This is a genomic window from Aquabacter sp., from assembly GCF_965279295.1.
In the GTDB taxonomy this organism is placed as follows: domain Bacteria; phylum Pseudomonadota; class Alphaproteobacteria; order Rhizobiales; family Xanthobacteraceae; genus Aquabacter.
Genome location: NZ_CBDIHQ010000016.1, coordinates 194748 through 211532, shown reverse-complemented (window position 1 = coordinate 211532; position 16785 = coordinate 194748). Strand labels below are relative to the sequence as shown.

15 protein-coding genes are annotated in these 16785 nt (G+C 64.6%); 5 read left to right on the top strand and 10 right to left on the bottom strand.

The features are described 5' to 3' along the window. Positions 1-67 precede the first annotated feature (67 nt). From ubiE to ADADO0_RS13410, 3 genes are all read right to left on the bottom strand, one after another. Positions 68-838 carry a bifunctional demethylmenaquinone methyltransferase/2-methoxy-6-polyprenyl-1,4-benzoquinol methylase UbiE gene (gene ubiE, locus ADADO0_RS13420; RefSeq protein ID WP_511305654.1) on the bottom strand — a complete coding sequence of 257 codons (771 nt, stop codon included), beginning with the start codon at positions 836-838 and terminating at the stop codon, positions 68-70. Between the two features lie 159 nt (positions 839-997). Then, positions 998-1204, bottom strand: coding sequence for a hypothetical protein (locus tag ADADO0_RS13415; RefSeq protein WP_511305653.1), 207 nt, complete (start codon positions 1202-1204; stop codon positions 998-1000). Positions 1205-1404: 200 nt separating this feature from the next. Further along, positions 1405-4911, bottom strand: a complete 3507-nt coding sequence (locus ADADO0_RS13410; protein WP_511305907.1) for a PAS domain-containing hybrid sensor histidine kinase/response regulator — start codon at positions 4909-4911, stop codon at positions 1405-1407. Positions 4912-5080: 169 nt separating this feature from the next. On the opposite strand from ADADO0_RS13410, the gene ADADO0_RS13405 reads away from it, so the two are divergent. Further along, positions 5081-5965: a diacylglycerol/lipid kinase family protein gene (locus ADADO0_RS13405; RefSeq protein ID WP_511305652.1), complete on the top strand. Its 885-nt coding sequence runs from the start codon at positions 5081-5083 to the stop codon at positions 5963-5965. Here the strand turns inward: ADADO0_RS13405 and ADADO0_RS13400 are convergent. The 3 genes from ADADO0_RS13400 to uraH form a co-directional block, all read right to left on the bottom strand. Beyond that, a complete protein-coding gene (locus ADADO0_RS13400) occupies positions 5962-7242 on the bottom strand; it encodes an allantoate amidohydrolase (protein WP_511305651.1) in 1281 nt (426 codons plus the stop codon). The two genes, ADADO0_RS13405 and ADADO0_RS13400, sit on opposite strands and share 4 nt — an antisense overlap. 63 nt (positions 7243-7305) lie before the next feature. After that, a complete protein-coding gene (gene puuE, locus ADADO0_RS13395; protein ID WP_511305650.1) occupies positions 7306-8727 on the bottom strand; it encodes an allantoinase PuuE in 1422 nt (473 codons plus the stop codon). A 1-nt stretch (position 8728) separates the two neighbouring features. Further along, positions 8729-9082: a hydroxyisourate hydrolase gene (gene uraH / locus ADADO0_RS13390; protein WP_511305649.1), complete on the bottom strand. Its 354-nt coding sequence runs from the start codon at positions 9080-9082 to the stop codon at positions 8729-8731. Between the two features lie 209 nt (positions 9083-9291). Between uraH and ADADO0_RS13385 the strand changes: the two genes are divergently transcribed. After that, positions 9292-10683 carry a nucleobase:cation symporter-2 family protein gene (locus tag ADADO0_RS13385; RefSeq protein ID WP_511305647.1) on the top strand — a complete coding sequence of 464 codons (1392 nt, stop codon included), beginning with the start codon at positions 9292-9294 and terminating at the stop codon, positions 10681-10683. A 66-nt stretch (positions 10684-10749) separates the two neighbouring features. On the opposite strand, the gene ADADO0_RS13380 is transcribed toward ADADO0_RS13385, so the two are convergent. Both ADADO0_RS13380 and ADADO0_RS13375 read right to left on the bottom strand, forming a co-directional pair. Continuing rightward, positions 10750-12108, bottom strand: coding sequence for an ABC1 kinase family protein (locus ADADO0_RS13380; RefSeq protein ID WP_511305646.1), 1359 nt, complete (start codon positions 12106-12108; stop codon positions 10750-10752). Positions 12109-12134: 26 nt separating this feature from the next. Further along, on the bottom strand, positions 12135-12623 hold the full coding sequence (locus tag ADADO0_RS13375; RefSeq protein WP_511305645.1) for a DUF6790 family protein: 489 nt from the start codon (positions 12621-12623) through the stop codon (positions 12135-12137). A 160-nt stretch (positions 12624-12783) separates the two neighbouring features. On the opposite strand from ADADO0_RS13375, the gene ADADO0_RS13370 reads away from it, so the two are divergent. Together ADADO0_RS13370 and ADADO0_RS13365 are read left to right on the top strand one after the other, a co-directional pair. Further along, the gene (locus ADADO0_RS13370; RefSeq protein ID WP_511305644.1) at positions 12784-13140 is read left to right on the top strand and encodes a hypothetical protein; all 357 of its coding nucleotides are present in this window, start codon (positions 12784-12786) and stop codon (positions 13138-13140) included. A 35-nt stretch (positions 13141-13175) separates the two neighbouring features. Continuing rightward, on the top strand, positions 13176-14132 hold the full coding sequence (locus ADADO0_RS13365) for a DUF1775 domain-containing protein (RefSeq protein ID WP_511305643.1): 957 nt from the start codon (positions 13176-13178) through the stop codon (positions 14130-14132). A gap of 103 nt (positions 14133-14235) precedes the next feature. On the opposite strand, the gene ADADO0_RS13360 is transcribed toward ADADO0_RS13365, so the two are convergent. Next, on the bottom strand, positions 14236-15237 hold the full coding sequence (locus ADADO0_RS13360; RefSeq protein WP_511305642.1) for an ABC transporter substrate-binding protein: 1002 nt from the start codon (positions 15235-15237) through the stop codon (positions 14236-14238). Between the two features lie 351 nt (positions 15238-15588). On the opposite strand from ADADO0_RS13360, the gene ADADO0_RS13355 reads away from it, so the two are divergent. Beyond that, positions 15589-15867: a GNAT family N-acetyltransferase gene (locus tag ADADO0_RS13355; RefSeq protein ID WP_511305641.1), complete on the top strand. Its 279-nt coding sequence runs from the start codon at positions 15589-15591 to the stop codon at positions 15865-15867. A 192-nt stretch (positions 15868-16059) separates the two neighbouring features. On the opposite strand, the gene ADADO0_RS13350 is transcribed toward ADADO0_RS13355, so the two are convergent. After that, complete coding sequence (locus tag ADADO0_RS13350) at positions 16060-16782, bottom strand: ABC transporter ATP-binding protein (RefSeq protein ID WP_511305640.1); 723 nt, start codon at positions 16780-16782, stop codon at positions 16060-16062. Positions 16783-16785 lie beyond the last annotated feature (3 nt).

The following is a 16785-nucleotide window of genomic DNA, read 5'->3' as shown; positions in this document are numbered from 1 at the left end:
GGCAATCAGAAGGATCACGCGTCAACTCTCCGGACTGCGCCAAATGGCGGCCTGCGAACGCGGGACATCAGATACGGTAGCCGGAATGGAGCGCGACCACATTTCCGGTCATCGACGTGTAGGAGACGCGCCCGAAGCCGGCCTCCCGCATCAGACCCGCAAACGCCTCCGGCGCGGGAAAGCGTCGGATCGATTCCACGAGATAACGATAAGGCTCCGCATCTCCCGCCACCCGCTTGCCCAGTTCCGGGATGACGCGGAAGGAATAAAGCTCATAGAGCTTATCCAGCATGGGCACGTCCACCTGGGAGAATTCCAGCACCAGCGCCCGCCCGCCCGGCTTCAGCACGCGCCGCATCTCGGACAGCGCCGTGGGAATGCGCGGCACGTTGCGAATGCCGAATGCGATGGTCACCGCATCGAAATGAGAATCGGGAAAGGGCAGCGCCTCGGCATTCGCCTCGGCGAACTCCACGCGCGCATCGAGCCCGGCCTTCTGCGCGCGCTCGCGGCCCACTTCAAGCATGCCGGTGTTGATGTCGGCGACGATGGCGCGGGTGCCCTCGCCGCCCGCCCGAACCACGCGGAACGACACATCGCCGGTGCCCCCGGCAAGATCGAGCAGCAGAAACGGCCGGTTTCCCTGGGGCGGACGCACCTTGGACACGAGCGCGTCCTTCCACACCCGGTGCAGGCCGACCGACATGAAGTCATTCATCAAGTCGTAGCGGCGCGCGACCTTGTGGAACACGTCGTTCACGAGCACCTGCTTTTCCGCCAGCGGAACGGTGCGATAACCAAAATGGGTTTCGGCGGCGTCGTGGGGTTCCTGTGGCATCGCGGCTCTAGCGGCTCCGTGCGGTATTCGCCGGAACCTTACCGGATCGCTCCGCCCGGCGCCATGCGGCGGGGGCGGCGCACCTGCTCCCCCTCCGCCTTTGCATGCCCCGCCCTCTCCCGCTTGCGCCGAAGGTCGAGGGATTGTGGGAATTGCGCCTCAGGACCGCCGGTCGCGACGTGACCGGGCGCTTTCCACATCATCAATTTGGTCGAGCGGCAGCAACTCAAGCTCAAGAAACCCCTCGGCATCGCGCGAGCGTCGACGTGGCAGAAGGCCGTTCAGAATATTCGAAGATTTCCGCACCCGGCGCGCTTCGACTTCCTGCCTCATCGGAAACACCGGAACATTGATGGTAAATGTCATGGAAATCTCCGACAGGGTTAACGCTCCGTATACGCGGAACGACCGAATGCGAAGTGGGTTATACTTTCTTGGCGCCTAACAAAACGCCAAGGCCACTTCGCGTCGGCAACCAAGGTCGGTGCAGATCGGGGCGAATATTTGGCGGTGAGGGGGAGGAAAAAGGATCATCCCAAGGCCAAGATGCAGTCTGTGGAAACCCTCTATTCTGCGGCCGGGCGCACCAGGCGGCGTTGGGCCAGAAGCGCGCGCAAAGCAGCGGGTTTCAAAGGCTTGTTGAGCATCGTCATGTCGGCAGCAGCGGCGGCATCGCGCACCTTGCGGGTACGGTCGGCGGTGATGAGGACGGCGGGGATTTGCCCGAGCTTCGAGCGCAGGCTGGTGGCGGCGTCGATGCCGTGCCCGCCGTCGAGATGATAATCTACCAGGATGAAGTCCGGCCGGACCTTGGCGGCCCGCACTTCGCGTAGGGCGCTCGCGGCATCGCCCGCCTTGATGACGGTGCAGCCCCATCCAGAGAGCAGCAGGTCCATGCCGTCCAGAATAGCCGGCTCGTTGTCGATGGCCAGGATCACCAATCCTTCAAGCGGCGCAGCGCGACTGCCAGCGCTGCGCGGCTCGGCCGCAGCCTCCGGCAAGGGCAGCGCGATCGGCAATTCCACCGCGAAGCTGGAACCGCGCCCGAGCGCGGAGCGGATACTTACAGGATGCTCCAGCACGCGGGCAATTCGCTCGACGATGGACAGACCGAGGCCGAGGCCGCGCGCCTCACGCGCACCCTGGTCGAGCCGCTGGAACTCCTGGAACACCAGCTTGTGCTTGGATCGGGGGATCCCCATACCCGTGTCGATCACCTCCACCCGCACCTTACCGCGCCGCCGCCGGCAGCCAACCAGAACCCGTCCCTTGGGGGTGTATTTGATGGCGTTGGAAATCAAGTTCTGCAGCAGCCGGCGCAGCAGGCGACGGTCGGAGCGCACGGTGAGGGACGACGCCACGAAGGTGAGCTTCAGATTCTTCTCAGCGGCCATTGGCTCGAATTCCAGCGCCAGTTGCTTCAGCATGTCGTTCATGCGGAACGGCGCGATCTCCGGGCGCATGGCGCCGCTGTCGAGGCGGGAGATGTCGAGCAGGGCCGAAAGGATTTCCTCTACCGCTTCCAGTGATGAATCGATGTTGCCGGCGAGTCGCGCCTGATCGGGTGCCTGGGCGCGCTCCACAAGACTGGTGACATAGAGTCGAGCGGCATTGAGCGGCTGGAGAATGTCGTGGCTGGCGGCGGCGAGGAAGCGCGTCTTGGAGACGTTCGCTTCGTCGGCGACGGCGCGCGCCCGCTCGAGAGCCTGGTTGAGATGTTCCAACTCCTCTGTGCGCTCGCGCACCCGGCGTTCCAGGGTCTCGTTGGCCCGCTCCAGCGCCATCTCCGCGTCCACCGAAGCGGTGATGTCGGTGAAGGTCACGACGATGCCGCCGTCCGGCAGAGGATCGGAGCGAGCCTCGATGGAGGCGTTGAGGTGCTTCAGGCGCTCCTGGAGTCCTGGCCCGCCCACGGCATAGCGGGCGAGCCGCGCGTCGAAGTCGGCGGAGGCATCCTCCGGCTCCGCCTGGGCATGGCGCAGGATTTCCTGGAGTTGCACGCCGATGGCGTAGCATTCCGGCGGCAGGTCCAGCATCTCGCCGAATTGCCGATTCCAGCACACGAGATGCAGGTCGCGGTCGAACACTGCGATCCCCTGCCCCACATGATCAATGGCGGTCTGCAACAGTTCGCGATTGTACTGGATCGCGGCGGAGGCATCGTCCAGCAGCTTCAGCGCCGCCTTGGTTGAGACCGCGCGCTTGCGCAGCAGCAGGGACAACACGAGACGCGAGGAGGCGGCACCGATGGCCGAGGCCAGCAGATGCTCTGCATAGCGCACCAATTGCGCGTCCGCCTCGTGGCGCGGATCGATCCGGATACCCCGGTCGCGGGCGAAGGCGGCGAAGGCGGAGCGGGCGCGCTCCTCACCGAGATAGCGGGCAACCGTGGTGATCAGTTCCTCCACCATGACAGAGGAACGCCAGCGGCGGAAATTGGGGCGCGGCGTCGCCTGCTCTGAAGCGATGAACAGGCCCGCCTGCACCTGCTCGATGGAGGAAGGTTTGGTCAGCAGCGACACCAGCGCCAGCAGCAGGGTGTTCAGTCCCAGGCTCCAGGCGACGCCGTGCGCAAGCGGGGTTGCGGATAGTCCCAGAAGCTGGCCGGGCCGCAGCAGGCCGATGCCGAATGGCCCGTTATCCACGAACGGACGAGGAATGAGGCCGGCATCGGCGAGCATCGGCAGCAGGAGGGTATAGGCCCACACCAGGATGCCCACCAGAATACCGGCTATCGCGCCCTTGGCGGTGGCCCGGCGCCAGATCAGGCCAGCAGCAAACGCTGGGCCCACCTGGGCGATAGCGGCGAACGAGAGCAGGCCGATCTGCGCAAGCTGCACATCGCCCGTGGTGCGGTAATACAGATAGGTCAGCAGCAGGATCAGGAAGATCGCCGCACGCCGCACCGAGAGCAGCACCCCCACCATGTCGTGTGGCGTCTGCTGGCTCTCGCCGCGCGCCGTCCGCCGCCGCAGCAGAAGCGGCATGACAAGGTCGTTGGAGATCATGATGGCGAGAGCCACGGTCTCCACGATCACCATGGCTGTGGCAGCCGAGAGGCCACCGACGAACGCCAGCAGAGCCAGATACTCCGCCCCCGCAGCCAAAGGCACGGCGAGCACGAACACGTCCCGGTCCACGGTCTGGAGCGGGAACAGCACCATGCCCGCCAGCGCCACCGGCACCACGAACAGGTTGATGAGCACGAGGTAGAGCGGGAACAGCCAGCGGGCGCGCTTGATCTCCTCGACGCCACGGTTCTCCACCACCGCAACATGGAACTGGCGCGGCAGAAGAACAAAGGCACCCGCGGAAAGCAGGGTCATGGTGACCCAGTTCTCCAGCGAGATACCCCGGTCGAACGGCGCGATGACGCCGGTCTGCCGGGCCGCCTGCAACAGTGGGCCGGGGCCGTCGAACAGCATGAAGGTGACGAAGAATCCGACCGCCAGGAACGCCACCAGCTTGACGATGGATTCCGTCGCCACCGCCAGCATCAGCCCCTCTTGATGCTCGGTGGCGTCGGTGTGGCGGGTGCCGAACAGGACAGCGAAGGCTGCCATGGCGAGTGCGACGAACAAGGCGAGGTCGCCGCCGATGGAGCCGGCGAGCGGACCCGAGCTGAGATGCCCCATGACAGCCAGCAGCGAGGACGACACCGCCTTGAGCTGCAGCGAGATGTAGGGAATGGATCCGACAATGGCGACCACCGTGACCAGCGCGGCGATGCCCTGGTGCTTGCCGTAGCGCGCCGCCATGAAATCGGCGATCGAGGTGATGTTGTGCGTCTTCGCTAAGCGCACGATACGCATAAGAACCGGCGCCGCCGCGCCAATCACGATCACCGGACCGAGATAGATGGTGAGGAAGTCAAAGCCCTGGGTGGTGGCGAGGCCCACCGAGCCGAAGAAGGTCCACGAGGTGCAATAGACCGCGAGGGAAAGCGAATAGATCAGCGGACGCGGGGCGCCGCTCGGCTTGGCCCGGCGCAGCCGGTCGCCGAAGCTCGCCACGCCGAACAGCATGCCGATATAGGCGAGCGCGACGAAGACGACGACCCAGGCTTGCAGCATGTCCTTCTGATCCAGTGCCCGGTGCGCGCGGGTGCGAGTGTTCACACAAAGTTCGGGCCTGTCCAGATGTGCACCTCGGCCGCTCCACGCATCCCGACCCGCAAGTCTCCGTTTAGGGAACAAGCTCTGCCGTCACGCTGTTGAACGGCAAAAGGGCTGGAGATCGTCGATGCGCGTTACTCTCATTCACAATGCGACCGCCGGTAATGCCGACCAGGGTGCGGAAACGTTGGTCGAACTGCTGCGCGAGCACGGCCATTCCGTGCACTATCGCTCCAGCAAGGACCCGACCCTCGCACAAGCACTGACGTGGCCGGCAGACTTGATCGCCGCCGCCGGGGGCGACGGCACAGTCAGCAAGGTGCTCAAGCAATTGCCCGAGGATGCCCCGCCGGTTGCCATCCTGCCGCTGGGCACCGCCAACAATATCGCCATGTCGCTGGGCATCCGGGGCGCGTGCGAGGATCTGGTCCCCGGCTGGACGGAGGGGAGGGTCGGGCGCTTCGACATCGGCTCGGTGGAGAGTTCCGACGGCACCCGCAGCGTGGTGGAAGGCATCGGCATCGGTGCGTTCGCCGCCGCGATGCGCACACTCGACGATATCAGCGGCCCAACCGAGACTCAGCTTGAGACGGCACTGAAAACCATCACCAAGGCCATGAAGCGCAAGAAGCCCCGAAGCATCGAGATCGAGGTGGACGGCAAAAGCGCCGTTCTGGACGTTTTGTTCGCCGAGATCACCAACATCAGCAGGATCGGCCCCAAGATCAATCTGGTGCCCTGGGCCGAGCCGGGCGATGGCAAGATCGAGGTGGTCTATGCACTGGAAGAACAGCGGGAAGCCATGGTGGAATGGCTGACCCACGCGGACTGGGGCATCCGCCCACCCGTGGAATGCCTGCGCGGAGAGCAGGTGACAATCCTACGCGCCCATAAGCGGCTGCGGGTGGACGACGACCTCGACGTTTCCATCAGCGCCCTGCCTTTGACGCTGGAGATGGGCCGCACCCATGCCCGCATGCTCCTGCCGCAACTGGCGGGACCGGACGCCTAACGCGCCAGCCCCAGGAGAAAGGCATGCAAGGCCTTCGCTGCGAGGCCTATGTCTTCCGGCGCGGCGTATTCTCTGGGGTTATGGCTACCGTTCTGCGAGCGCACGAACATCATCGCCATGGGGAGCACGTTGCGGAACACCATAGCGTCGTGGCCGGCCCCGGAAGGCAGACGATGCGCGGTGAGGCCGACGTTTTCCACCGCCTCGGCGAGCCGGGCCTGAAGTCCCTCGTCGCAAGGCGCAGCGGGGGCGTCATGGCCCCATGAGAGAAACGGCTTTACCGACCGGCGGTCGGAAATCTCCGCGATCGCCTGCGAGATATCAGCCACAGCCGCCTTGCGCACTGCATCGTCGGAGGAGCGCACGTCGATTGAGAATTGCACTTCCCCCGGCACCACGTTTACGGCACTGCCGGCGATGATGAGCGTGCCCACCGTTGCCACCAGGGAAGCGGGCTCGACGTTTACGGAACCGCGCTGCTCGATCGCTAGGATGATCTCCGCGGCCGCCGCCAACGCGTCCTGGCGCATGGGCATGGGCATGGTGCCGGAATGGGCCGCCTGCCCTTTCAGCCGCACGGTCGCGCGCGACGCGCCGGCTATGCCGGTGACGATGCCGAGCGGCAGCTCCAGCGCCTCCAGAACCGGCCCCTGCTCGATATGCACCTCGACATAGCCAAGCGTTTCGGCCGGGTCGCGCGCGCAGGAGGGAATGGTCTCCACAGGCGCTCCAAACGCCCGCAGCGCCTCGTGGCGCGAGATGCCGGCGGCGTCCACATCATCGAGGCAGGCAGGATCGAAGATGCCAGCGAGCGCCTTGGAAGAGGACAGGGTCGAGAGGAAGCGCACGCCCTCCTCATCCGCGAACGCCACCACCTCAATGGCGAACGGCAGGCGCCGCCCCTCGCGGTACAATTGATGAACCGCGGCAATACCCACCATCACACCGAGATTGCCGTCATAGATGCCCGCGTTGCGCACCGTGTCGATATGCGAGCCGATGATCAGCGTCTTTGCGTCCGCCCGGTCGGCGGCATAGCGGCCGACCACGGCACCGGTGCCATCCACATGGACCTGCCGCATGCCCGCCGCGCGGAGCCAGTAGGCTACCTGCGCCGCAGACCTCTTGTGCGCGGGAGACAGCGACAACCGGGTCATCTCACCGGGCACGTCAGTGAAGGCGGCAAGCTCCTTCAGCCGCGCGGCGATGGTCGCCCCCTCCAGGGGATCGGGATCGAGCGGCGCAAAGTCCGCGCTGGTCGTGACGCTGCGTGTCATCGGACGCTCTTTTTTCCGAACTTCGGTTTCAACTGCACGGTGATGGCCCCACTGGGGGCGGCCCTATCCCGGCATCATCTGCTCAAGGCGGAGCAGCGCGATGCGCTCGATCTGGGTAAGAGCTTCCGCCCGTTCGGCGTCCAGCGAATTCTGGAGCCTGCGCTCGAAGCCGGCGACGATCTCGTCTTTGGTCCGGCCGCGGATCGCCATGATGAAGACGAAGCCGAACCTCTCCACATAGGCCGCGTTCAGCGCGGTGAACCTGGCCTTTTCCGCCTCGGTCAACTGGTCGAGCCCGGCGGATGCCTGCTCGTCGGTGCTGTCGGCGGTGAGCATCTTCGCGGCCGCAAGCTTTCCCGCGAGGTCCGGGTGAGCGTTGATGACGTCCATCTGCCGGGACAGAGAGGCGGCGCGCAGCACCTGCGCCATGACGGCGTGCAGTCCTTGCGCAGTGCCTTGAGTGGACGTCAGACCCGCGTCATACACGGCTTGCGCGATCCAGGGCGAATGCTCGAACACGCCGCCGAACCGTTCCACGAACAGCGCGCGCGACATCCGGCTCGGCACATAGCCGCCGGGCGGGGGATGGTGGGCAATCCAATGTCGGGCGATATCCACCCGCCGCGCCACCCATACCTTCTCATGGCTCTGGATATAATCGAGGAAACGACCCAGAGCCGCCGCCCGGCCCGGCCGCCCCACGAGGCGGTTATGCAGACCGATGGAGAGCATGCGCGGCGCGCTTGCTCCCTCGGCATAGAGCACATCGAAGCTATCACGGAGATAGCCGAAGAACTCGTCCCCCGAGCCGAAGCCCGCCGCCACAGAGAAACGCATGTCGTTAGCGTCGAGCGTGTAGGGCACCATCAGGAAAGGGCCTTTCGGCCCCTCGATCCAATAGGGCAATTCGTCTGCGTAGGTGTCGGCTGAATAAAGGAAGCCCCCCTCCTCCATCACCAGCGGCGTGGTGTTTTCCGCGGAACGGCCCTGGTAGAACCCCAGCGGCCGGGCGCCGGCGACCTCGGTGTGGAGGCGCACGGCCTCAAGGATGTGCTCGCGCTCGTCCTCCTTCGCGAAATCCTTGTATTCGATCCACTTATAGCCATGGCTGGCGATCTCCCAACCCGCTTCGTTCATTGCGGCGACCGCATCCGGATGGCGCGCCATCGCGGTGGCCACCCCGAACACCGTGAGCGGCATGCCGCGTTCGGTGAACATGCGATGCAGCCGCCAGAAGCCGACGCGGGAGCCGAACTCGTAAATGCTCTCCATGTTCATGTGCCGCTGGCGCGGCCACGGCACGGCACCGATGATCTCGGACAGGAACGCTTCCGAGGCATTGTCGCCATGGAGGATCGAGTTCTCGCCCCCCTCCTCGTAATTCATCACGAACTGCACGGCGATCCGTGCATCGCTCGGCCATCGGGGATGGGGCGGGTTGCGTCCATAGCCGACGAGGTCGCGGGGATAGGGCTTAGATGTCATGTCAGGAGCCGCGATAGGTGGAATAGGCCCAGGGCGAGCAGAGGAGGGGCACATGGTAATGCCCATCCTCGCCCATGGAAAAGCGCAGGGGAATTTGGTCAAGGAACGGCGGCTCGGAAAGCGGGGTGCCCTGGGCCATGAAATACGGCCCCATGTGGAACACCAGTTCGTAGGTGCCGCCCACGAACGACTCGCCCGAGAGCAGCGGCGTATCGGTGCGCCCGTCGGCATTTGTGATGTGCCGGGAGATCAGGGTGCGCCCGCCTTCCGCTGCAATGCGAAAAAGTTCGATCTCCACCCCCAGCGCCGGCACGCCATCGACAAGATCCAGCACATGCGTCGATAGGCGTCCCATTCGCTTACCCTTCCCGGGCAAAGATTCCTCGCCTACGGAGCATAACCTGCGCCAGCGTCCGCGATTATATGAAAAATTGGAATAACTTCGATCTTCCAAGCTATTTCATGAGCCGCGAAAATGCTCTTTGATGCGGTGCAGCAGCGGCGCCTAGACCGCGCGTAAAATCATCCTTCCCAAGATAACCGGCCTTTTACGAGGGGGTCCTCATGTCGCAAGCCGTTCATCCGGTCGATGAAGTTCTGCCGACGCCGAAACTGCTCGCCCTCGGGTTGCAGCATGTTCTTGTCATGTATGCCGGCGCGGTCGCCGTTCCGCTGATCATCGGGCGCGCGCTGAAACTGCCGCCCGAGGATATCGCCTTCCTCATCAGCGCCGACCTGTTCGCCTGCGGGCTGGCCACCCTGGTGCAGTGCCTCGGCTTCAAGGGCGTCGGCATCCGCCTGCCCGTCATGATGGGGGTGACCTTCGCCTCGGTCGGCCCCATGCTCTCCATGGCGGCGGCACCGGAAATCGGGCTGCTCGGCATCTATGGTTCGGTCATTGCCGCAGGCGTCTTCGGCATCGTGGTGGCCCCGTTCATCAGCCGGCTGCTTCCGCTGTTTCCCCCCGTTGTCACCGGCACCATCATCCTGGTCATCGGCATCTCGCTGATGCGGGTCGGCATCAACTGGGCGGGCGGCGGCATTCCCATGTTCACCAAGGTTGTGAACGGGGAGACCGTTTCCGTGGCTAACCCGGCGTACGGACAGCTTCAAGGGCTCGGGATTTCGCTGTTCGTCATGTTGGTGATCCTCGGTCTCATCAAATGGGGCACAGGCTTCGTGTCCAACGTGGCGGTGCTGCTAGGAATCGTCGCCGGGGCCGTGCTCGCCACGGTGCTCGGCGTTATGTCCTTCGACAAGGTGGCCAAGGCGTCTTGGGTCGACGTCATCATGCCGTTTCACTTCGGCATGCCGCAGTTCCATCTCATCCCCATCGTCACCATGAGCATCGTGATGATCGTGGTCATGATCGAGAGCCTCGGCATGTTCCTGGCGCTCTCGGAGATGACCGGCAAGCCGGTGGACCAGAAGGATCTGGCGCGCGGACTTCGGGCGGATGGCGTCGGCACCCTGCTCGGCGGCATTTTCAACACCTTCCCCTACACCTCCTTCTCACAAAACGTGGGCCTGGTCGGCATTACCGGCGTGCGCTCGCGCTGGGTGACTGTAGCTGGCGGCGTCATCATGGTGGTGCTCGGCCTGCTACCGAAGATGGCGGCGCTGGTGGAGTCGGTTCCGGTGGTGGTGCTCGGCGGCGCGGGCCTAGTCATGTTCGGCATGGTCGCCGCAACAGGGGCACGCATTCTTACGGCGGTGGACTTCAAGACCAACAAGTTCAACCTGTTCATCGTCGCCATATCAGTCGGCTTCGGCATGATCCCGCTGGTCGCGCCCAACTTCTTCAAGAACCTGCCGCACGAACTCCACCCGCTGCTGGAGTCCGGTATCCTGCTGTGCGCCATCGTGGCGGTGCTGCTTAACGTCTTCTTCAACGGCATGAAGGGAACCTCCATGGAGGACATCGTCGCCGCCGCGAAGCAGTCGGACGCACACTGAAGTCAGCAACAGAGAGGCGTGCTCGCCGCATGCCTCTCTTTTCTGGGCAGGCGCCCGGGGGGCCGGTTACGCCAACCCCACCACTGCCAAAGCCTCAGACTGCCGCTGCGCGACGGTCGCCATGCTGAAATCGGCGATCGCCGCCTCAAACAGGGCGTGGAAGTTCAATTCCGCCTTCAGGTGCAGGAACACCGCGCCGAGGCCGATCGCGGCACGGTCCATGAACACGAACTCGCGCGGCACCGTCACGGGGCCAAGCCGCTTCAGCGCGGTATGCACCTGGAACGCCTCGCGCCGACCATACTGGCCCGGCGACACCCCATCGGCGATTGAGCGCACCCGGTCATCCATCAGTGGGCCGTAGATGAAGCGCGCCCAGATGTTCAGAACGTCGATGAGTTCGCGCTTCAAGCCCTTGAAGCCCCAGGTCTCATAAGCATGCACCACTCGTGCGTCGTCGCCTTCGCTCAGGCCGCGATAGAGGTCCACCACCCCAGCGACGAAGGCCGGCGGGAAGATGCGAATGCAGCCGTAGTCCAGAAGATTGATGCCCGCCGGCCGGCCCTCTCCATCCTGGAACACCGTGTAATTGCCAAGGTGCGGATCGCCATGGATCACCCCGTGACGGCTAAACGGCAGCCACCAGGCGGCGAACATTGCCCGCGCCAGCAGATTGCGCTCCTCCAGGGGATGATCGACGAAATTGAGGATCTTGGTGCCCTCAAGCCAACCCATGGTGAGCAGGCGGCCGGTTGAAAAATCCTCCCGTATGCTGGGCACCCGCACCAGCGGTTCATCCGCCAGCATCAAGGCATAAAGGGCGGCGTGGCGGGCCTCCCGGCGATAGTCCAGTTCCTCGCGAACCCGCGCGCCGATTTCGCCCGCGATCTCTCGGGTGTCGATGGCTGGGTCCATACGGCGGTGGAGGGAAAACAGCAGTTCAAGCTGGTTGAGGTCTGCCTCCACGGCCGCCTGCATGTCGGGATATTGCAGCTTGCAGGCGACGGTCTGCCCGTCCAGCGTCACCGCCTTGTGCACCTGTCCCAGTGAAGCGGCGGCGGCAGGCGTGTAGTCGAAGCTGGCGAAGCGCCCTTCCCAGTCGCGGCCCAGTTCGGCCATCATGCGCCGCTTAACAAAGGCACGGCCCATGGGCGGCGCGTCGTTCTGGAGCTTCTGAAGTTCGGCGGCGTATTCGGGCGGCAAAACATCCGGCACGGTTGCCATGAGTTGCGCAACCTTCATCAGCGGCCCTTTCAGGCCACCCAGGGCAGCGGCCAGCGCGGCTGCGTTCCCCTCACCGGACTTGTCGAAGCCGAGAAGACGGGAGCCGGCGATGCGGGCGGCGACGCCGCCAACATTGGCGCCCACCCTGGCATAGCGCACGGCGCGGGCGGAAAAGCGGTCGCGTTCAGCGTCATCGGGCATGTCGGGCTTTCTGGAAGCCGCCCGCTTCAGGGCCGGGCGGTCTTGCGTGTCAGGACCAGCAAGATGAGCAAGGCGAGCGGCGTGAGTATGTCCGTATAGAAAATAGGCCCGGCATTGCCCGGCGCGAAATTGCCGGCGGCAGACATCTGGATCACATGCCCAACCGCCGCGCCGCCAAGGAACGCCGTGACATAGAGGGCGAGAGAGAGGCGGAAATTCCAGCTGGCGTAAAACGCGGCGATGAGACCGACGACGCCGAGCCCGAGATTGCATACACCCACCTCGAACTGGAACGGGCTCGGCGCCCAGCCGATCGAGGCGGCGGTCTGAGCAGGAAAGCCGAGATGTCCCAACGCCCCCCACAGGCCCTGGATGCCGACGGGAAGCAGCAGAATGTATTTCATCAGCCGGTCCGCCACGAAACCCGCAGGTCTCGGCTTTGGAGCCCGGCCAATGGAGACCCCGGCAAGAAATATGGCGAGCGCCCACATAACGATTGGGAACCAGAAGACCATCGCTACCTCCCGAGGCTGCACCGCCGGAAGGGCTTAGACTGGCATCATTTTCTTTGACCTGCCAAGCGGCGGCGGCCGCCGCGACCTCGCGGCCCTTGCCTGAAACCGAGCAGCCGCCTAATCCATTGCCATGCGCCATCTGAAGCCTGGAGCGGAACGTGTGACGAGGTGGGCCATCCGCCTCACCTTCGCTTACGCCTTGCTGCTGCAAGTCGTGATGGGCGCGACCGCTGGCACGGTGCACGCACTGGCGATGCAGGAGGCCGTATCCGGCGCGCTCTGCACCCCCTCCGGCTCCGGCGAAGCCCCCGACGGCAATCCCCCCCATGACCTCCTGTGCTGCACTCTGGGCTGCGCGGCGTCCCAGGTAGCACCGATCCTGGGCGCGGCGGAGGCGGTCAGTCTGGTGGCACCGCCGCAGGCCGGGACAGCGCTGGCACCAGCGAAATATACCGCCGCAGACCTGGCTGCGGCACTCCCTGCTTTCGAGGCGCGAGGACCACCGGCGCGGGCCTGATCCGTTTGCCGTTCCTCATTTCTCGGAGACAATCCATGTCGAGTTTCACTCTGCGCGGCGCGCTTTGCGCGGCTGCCCTTATGTCCACCACGCCCGCTTTCGCCCATATCACCCTGGAACAGGGGCAGGCGACATCCGGCACCTCCTACAAGGCGGTGCTGAAGGTGCCGCATGGCTGCGGCGATGCCGCCACCACAGGCATCAAGGTGTCTATTCCCGAAGGTGTTATCTCGGTGAAGCCTCAGCCCAAGCCCGGCTGGACCCTCGCCACCGAGACCGGCCCGTACACCAGGGCCTATGAGGTGATGCACGGTCCCCCTGCGAAGGAGGGGGTGAAGACGATCTCCTGGACCGGCGGCAACCTGCCGAATGCCCATTACGACGATTTCGTCTTCGTCGCCTATCTCGCGCCCCAGGCGGACCCGACCACGGTGTATTTCCCGACCGTCCAGACCTGCGGAAGTGCGACTGCCGATTGGACCGAAATTCCCTCCGCGCAGGCGCCTAAGCCCGCCAAACCCGCGCCAGGTCTCAAGCTGGCGGCGGCGGCGACTGCCGCTCAGACGTTCAAGGTGGGGGATCTCCTCGTCACCGCGCCGTGGAGCCGCGCAACACCGGGCGGCGCCAAGGTGGCGGGCGGCTATGTCGTTATCACCAACACCGGGACGACGCCGGACAAGCTGTTGAGCGGCACGTTCGAGCAGGCAGGCCGGTTCGAGATTCATGAGATGTCCATGAAGGACAACGTGATGATCATGCGCCCGTTGCCGGCCGGCCTCGACATTCCTCTCGGCCAGACTGTGACGCTCGCGCCGGGCGGCTACCACCTCATGCTCATGGACCTGAAACAGCCACTGAAGGAAGGCGACAAGGTCAAGGGCACGCTGACCTTCGAGAAGGCCGGAAGCGTGAACGTGGTGTTCGAGGTGCGCAGCATTGCCGCCGGCGCCGCCTCAGCGATGCCGGCGGGCGGTGGCGAACACAAGCATTGAGGCGCCGGCTGCCAAAGAAAATGCCCGGGGCAAGCCCGGCACAGCGTTCTGATCATTGAAAAACATCCCGTGGCGTCGGCGCCACGGGATGCTTCTGGGCGCCCTACTTCGGCAGGAAGTCATTGGTGTAGTATTTCGCGCCCTGGGCCGGATCGACTTCCACGCCGCTATACTTGGAAAGGATGTCGAGGGTCGAGGCGACGTCCGCCGGGGCGGTCCAGAGTGGCGCCTTGTCCTTGGTGAGGGGTGTGTGAAGCAGCGGAAGCGTCACGGTCCAGCTTGCGAGCAGGGTTTCGCGCTTACCGGCCTTGGGATTCACCTTCAGCATCGCGTCCACCGCGCCCTCGGGGTTCTTCTTCGCCTCTTCAACCGAGGCCGTCACGGCCCGCAGGAAGCGCTTCACGAGGTCGGGATTGCTGGTCAGCAGGTCCGGCTTGGTGATGAAGGCGCCGTTGACGGTGTTGATGCCGAAATCGGCAAACAGCATGGCGTAGACCGGCTTACCGGTCGCTTCCTCGATCAAGGGCTTCTGATCGTTGACATTTCCCAGCAGAAAATCGGCTTGGCCGGAAATCACCGCGTTGCGCTTGGTGGCGGCATCGCCCAGCAGCACCTTGACCTGATTCTCCTGGATGCCGTTCACCTTCAGCAGCGCCGGCCACAGCTGGGAGAAGCTGTCGCCCGCAGTAAACACCACGGTCTTTCCGATCATGTCCTTGGGAACACGGATATTTTTGTCCGCGAAGCCCTCGACCGCCATCGGGCTGGTCTGGAGCATGATACCTACCGCCTTGATGGGAGCGCCTTTTACGGCGGCTTTCACCATGGTGCCGAAGTCGGCGTAGCCGAAGGTGGTGGAACCGGCGGCAGTGGCCTGGACGGTCACGCCGGAGCCGCGCCCTTCCTGGATTTCCAGTTCGATGCCTTCCTTGGCGAAATAGCCCTTGTCGATGCCCAGATAGAACGGGGCATGCTCGCCGTAATTGTACCAGTTGAGCAGCAGCGACACCTTGTCGGCGGCGTTGGCGGCGTTGGCACCAGCGGTTCCGGCGAGAAGGGTGGCGGCAGTGACGAGCCACACTCCGAGCTTGGATTTACCTATCATGTTGTCCTCCCAAGAGAATTTCAGTCACGCCTGAGGCGCGTTCTTTTGTTTTCGGTTCGCCGGTCCCGGTTGGCGCCGGGGGCCGTCGTCCGTCGATCGTCTTGCGCGGCGGTTGCACCGCCCCTCATGTTAACCCGTCCGGCGGCGGACGTGAGCCATGAAAGAGGAAGGCGCCGACACGCAGATTGGCATTTATCTAACTGTATAGTTACGTCGCCGCCAAGAGGAAAATCGCCGGTCGCATGCCATCGCGCCCCATCAGGGAAAAAGCGGTTCGGAGACCTTTGATTTATCCATTTAATGGCTAGATCTGGACGCACGACGGGCCCGTGAACCACAGGATCTACACGCATGGATTACACTGTCATCGACAACCCCTCCGAAAGCCGTTTTGAAATGGCGGTGGGCAAGGAACTGGCGATTGCGGAGTACCGCATCGAGGGCAACAAGGTCCTCCTGACCCACACCGAGGTGCCTGAGGCGCTGGGTGGCCAGGGCATCGGCTCCAAGCTGGCCAAGGGGGTCTTCGAGGCGATCCGCGACAGCGGACGGCATGCCGTGCCCCTGTGCTCCTTCATGGCCGCCTGGGTGGCCCGCCACTCGGAATTCGCGGATATCGTCGACGGGTGAGGGAGGCCTTCGCTCACCCATGCAAGGCCCCCTCCCCCCTTGAGGGGGAGGGTTGGGGTGGGGGGTATGGCGCCACCAAGACCACCCACACCAGACCAAATGGAGAGATACCCCCCACCCTGCCCTCCCCCTCAAGGGGGGAGGGTGAAATCCGAGGGGTTCGGCCCGGAGCAAAAGGCTCCGCTCTTCACTTCAATGAGCGTGGCCGAGATAGGCGGCGCGCACGGCGGGGTCGTCGCGCAAGGCCGCGGCGGGGCCGGAGGCGGTGATGTTGCCGTTTTCCATGACGTAGCCGAAGTCGGCCACCTCCAGAGCGGCGGCGGCGAACTGCTCCACCAGGAGCATGGTGATCTTCTCCGCCTTCAGCCGGGCGATGGTGGCGAACACCTCCGCCACAAGGCGGGGCGCGAGGCCCATGGAGGGCTCGTCCAGCAGCAGCACCTGGGGGTTGAGCATCAGTGCGCGGGCCATGGCGAGCATCTGCTGCTCACCGCCGGAAAGCGTGCCCGCCAATTGCTCGCGCCGCTCCTTGAGGCGCGGGAACAGCGTGAACATGCGCTCCAGGTCCCCGTTAACATCGCCCTTGGGCCGCGACCCTGTGAGGCGCGGGAAGGCGCCGAGCAGCAGGTTGTCGCGCACGCTCAGGGTGGAGAACACGCGCCGGCCTTCCGGGGAATGGGCCATGCCCTTGCGGGTGATGCCGAACGAGGGCAGTCCGCCGATTTCCTCGCCGCCGAGGCGGATGGAGCCGGACTGCGGCGCTATCATCCCCGATAGCGCCCGCAGCGTGGTGGTCTTGCCGGCCCCGTTAGAGCCGATGAGGGTGACGAGTTGGCCCGGCTCCACCTGCAGGCTGAGCCCGTGGAGCACCTGGACCTTGCCGTAGCCGGCAACGAGATCGGTTACCTCAAGCATGGC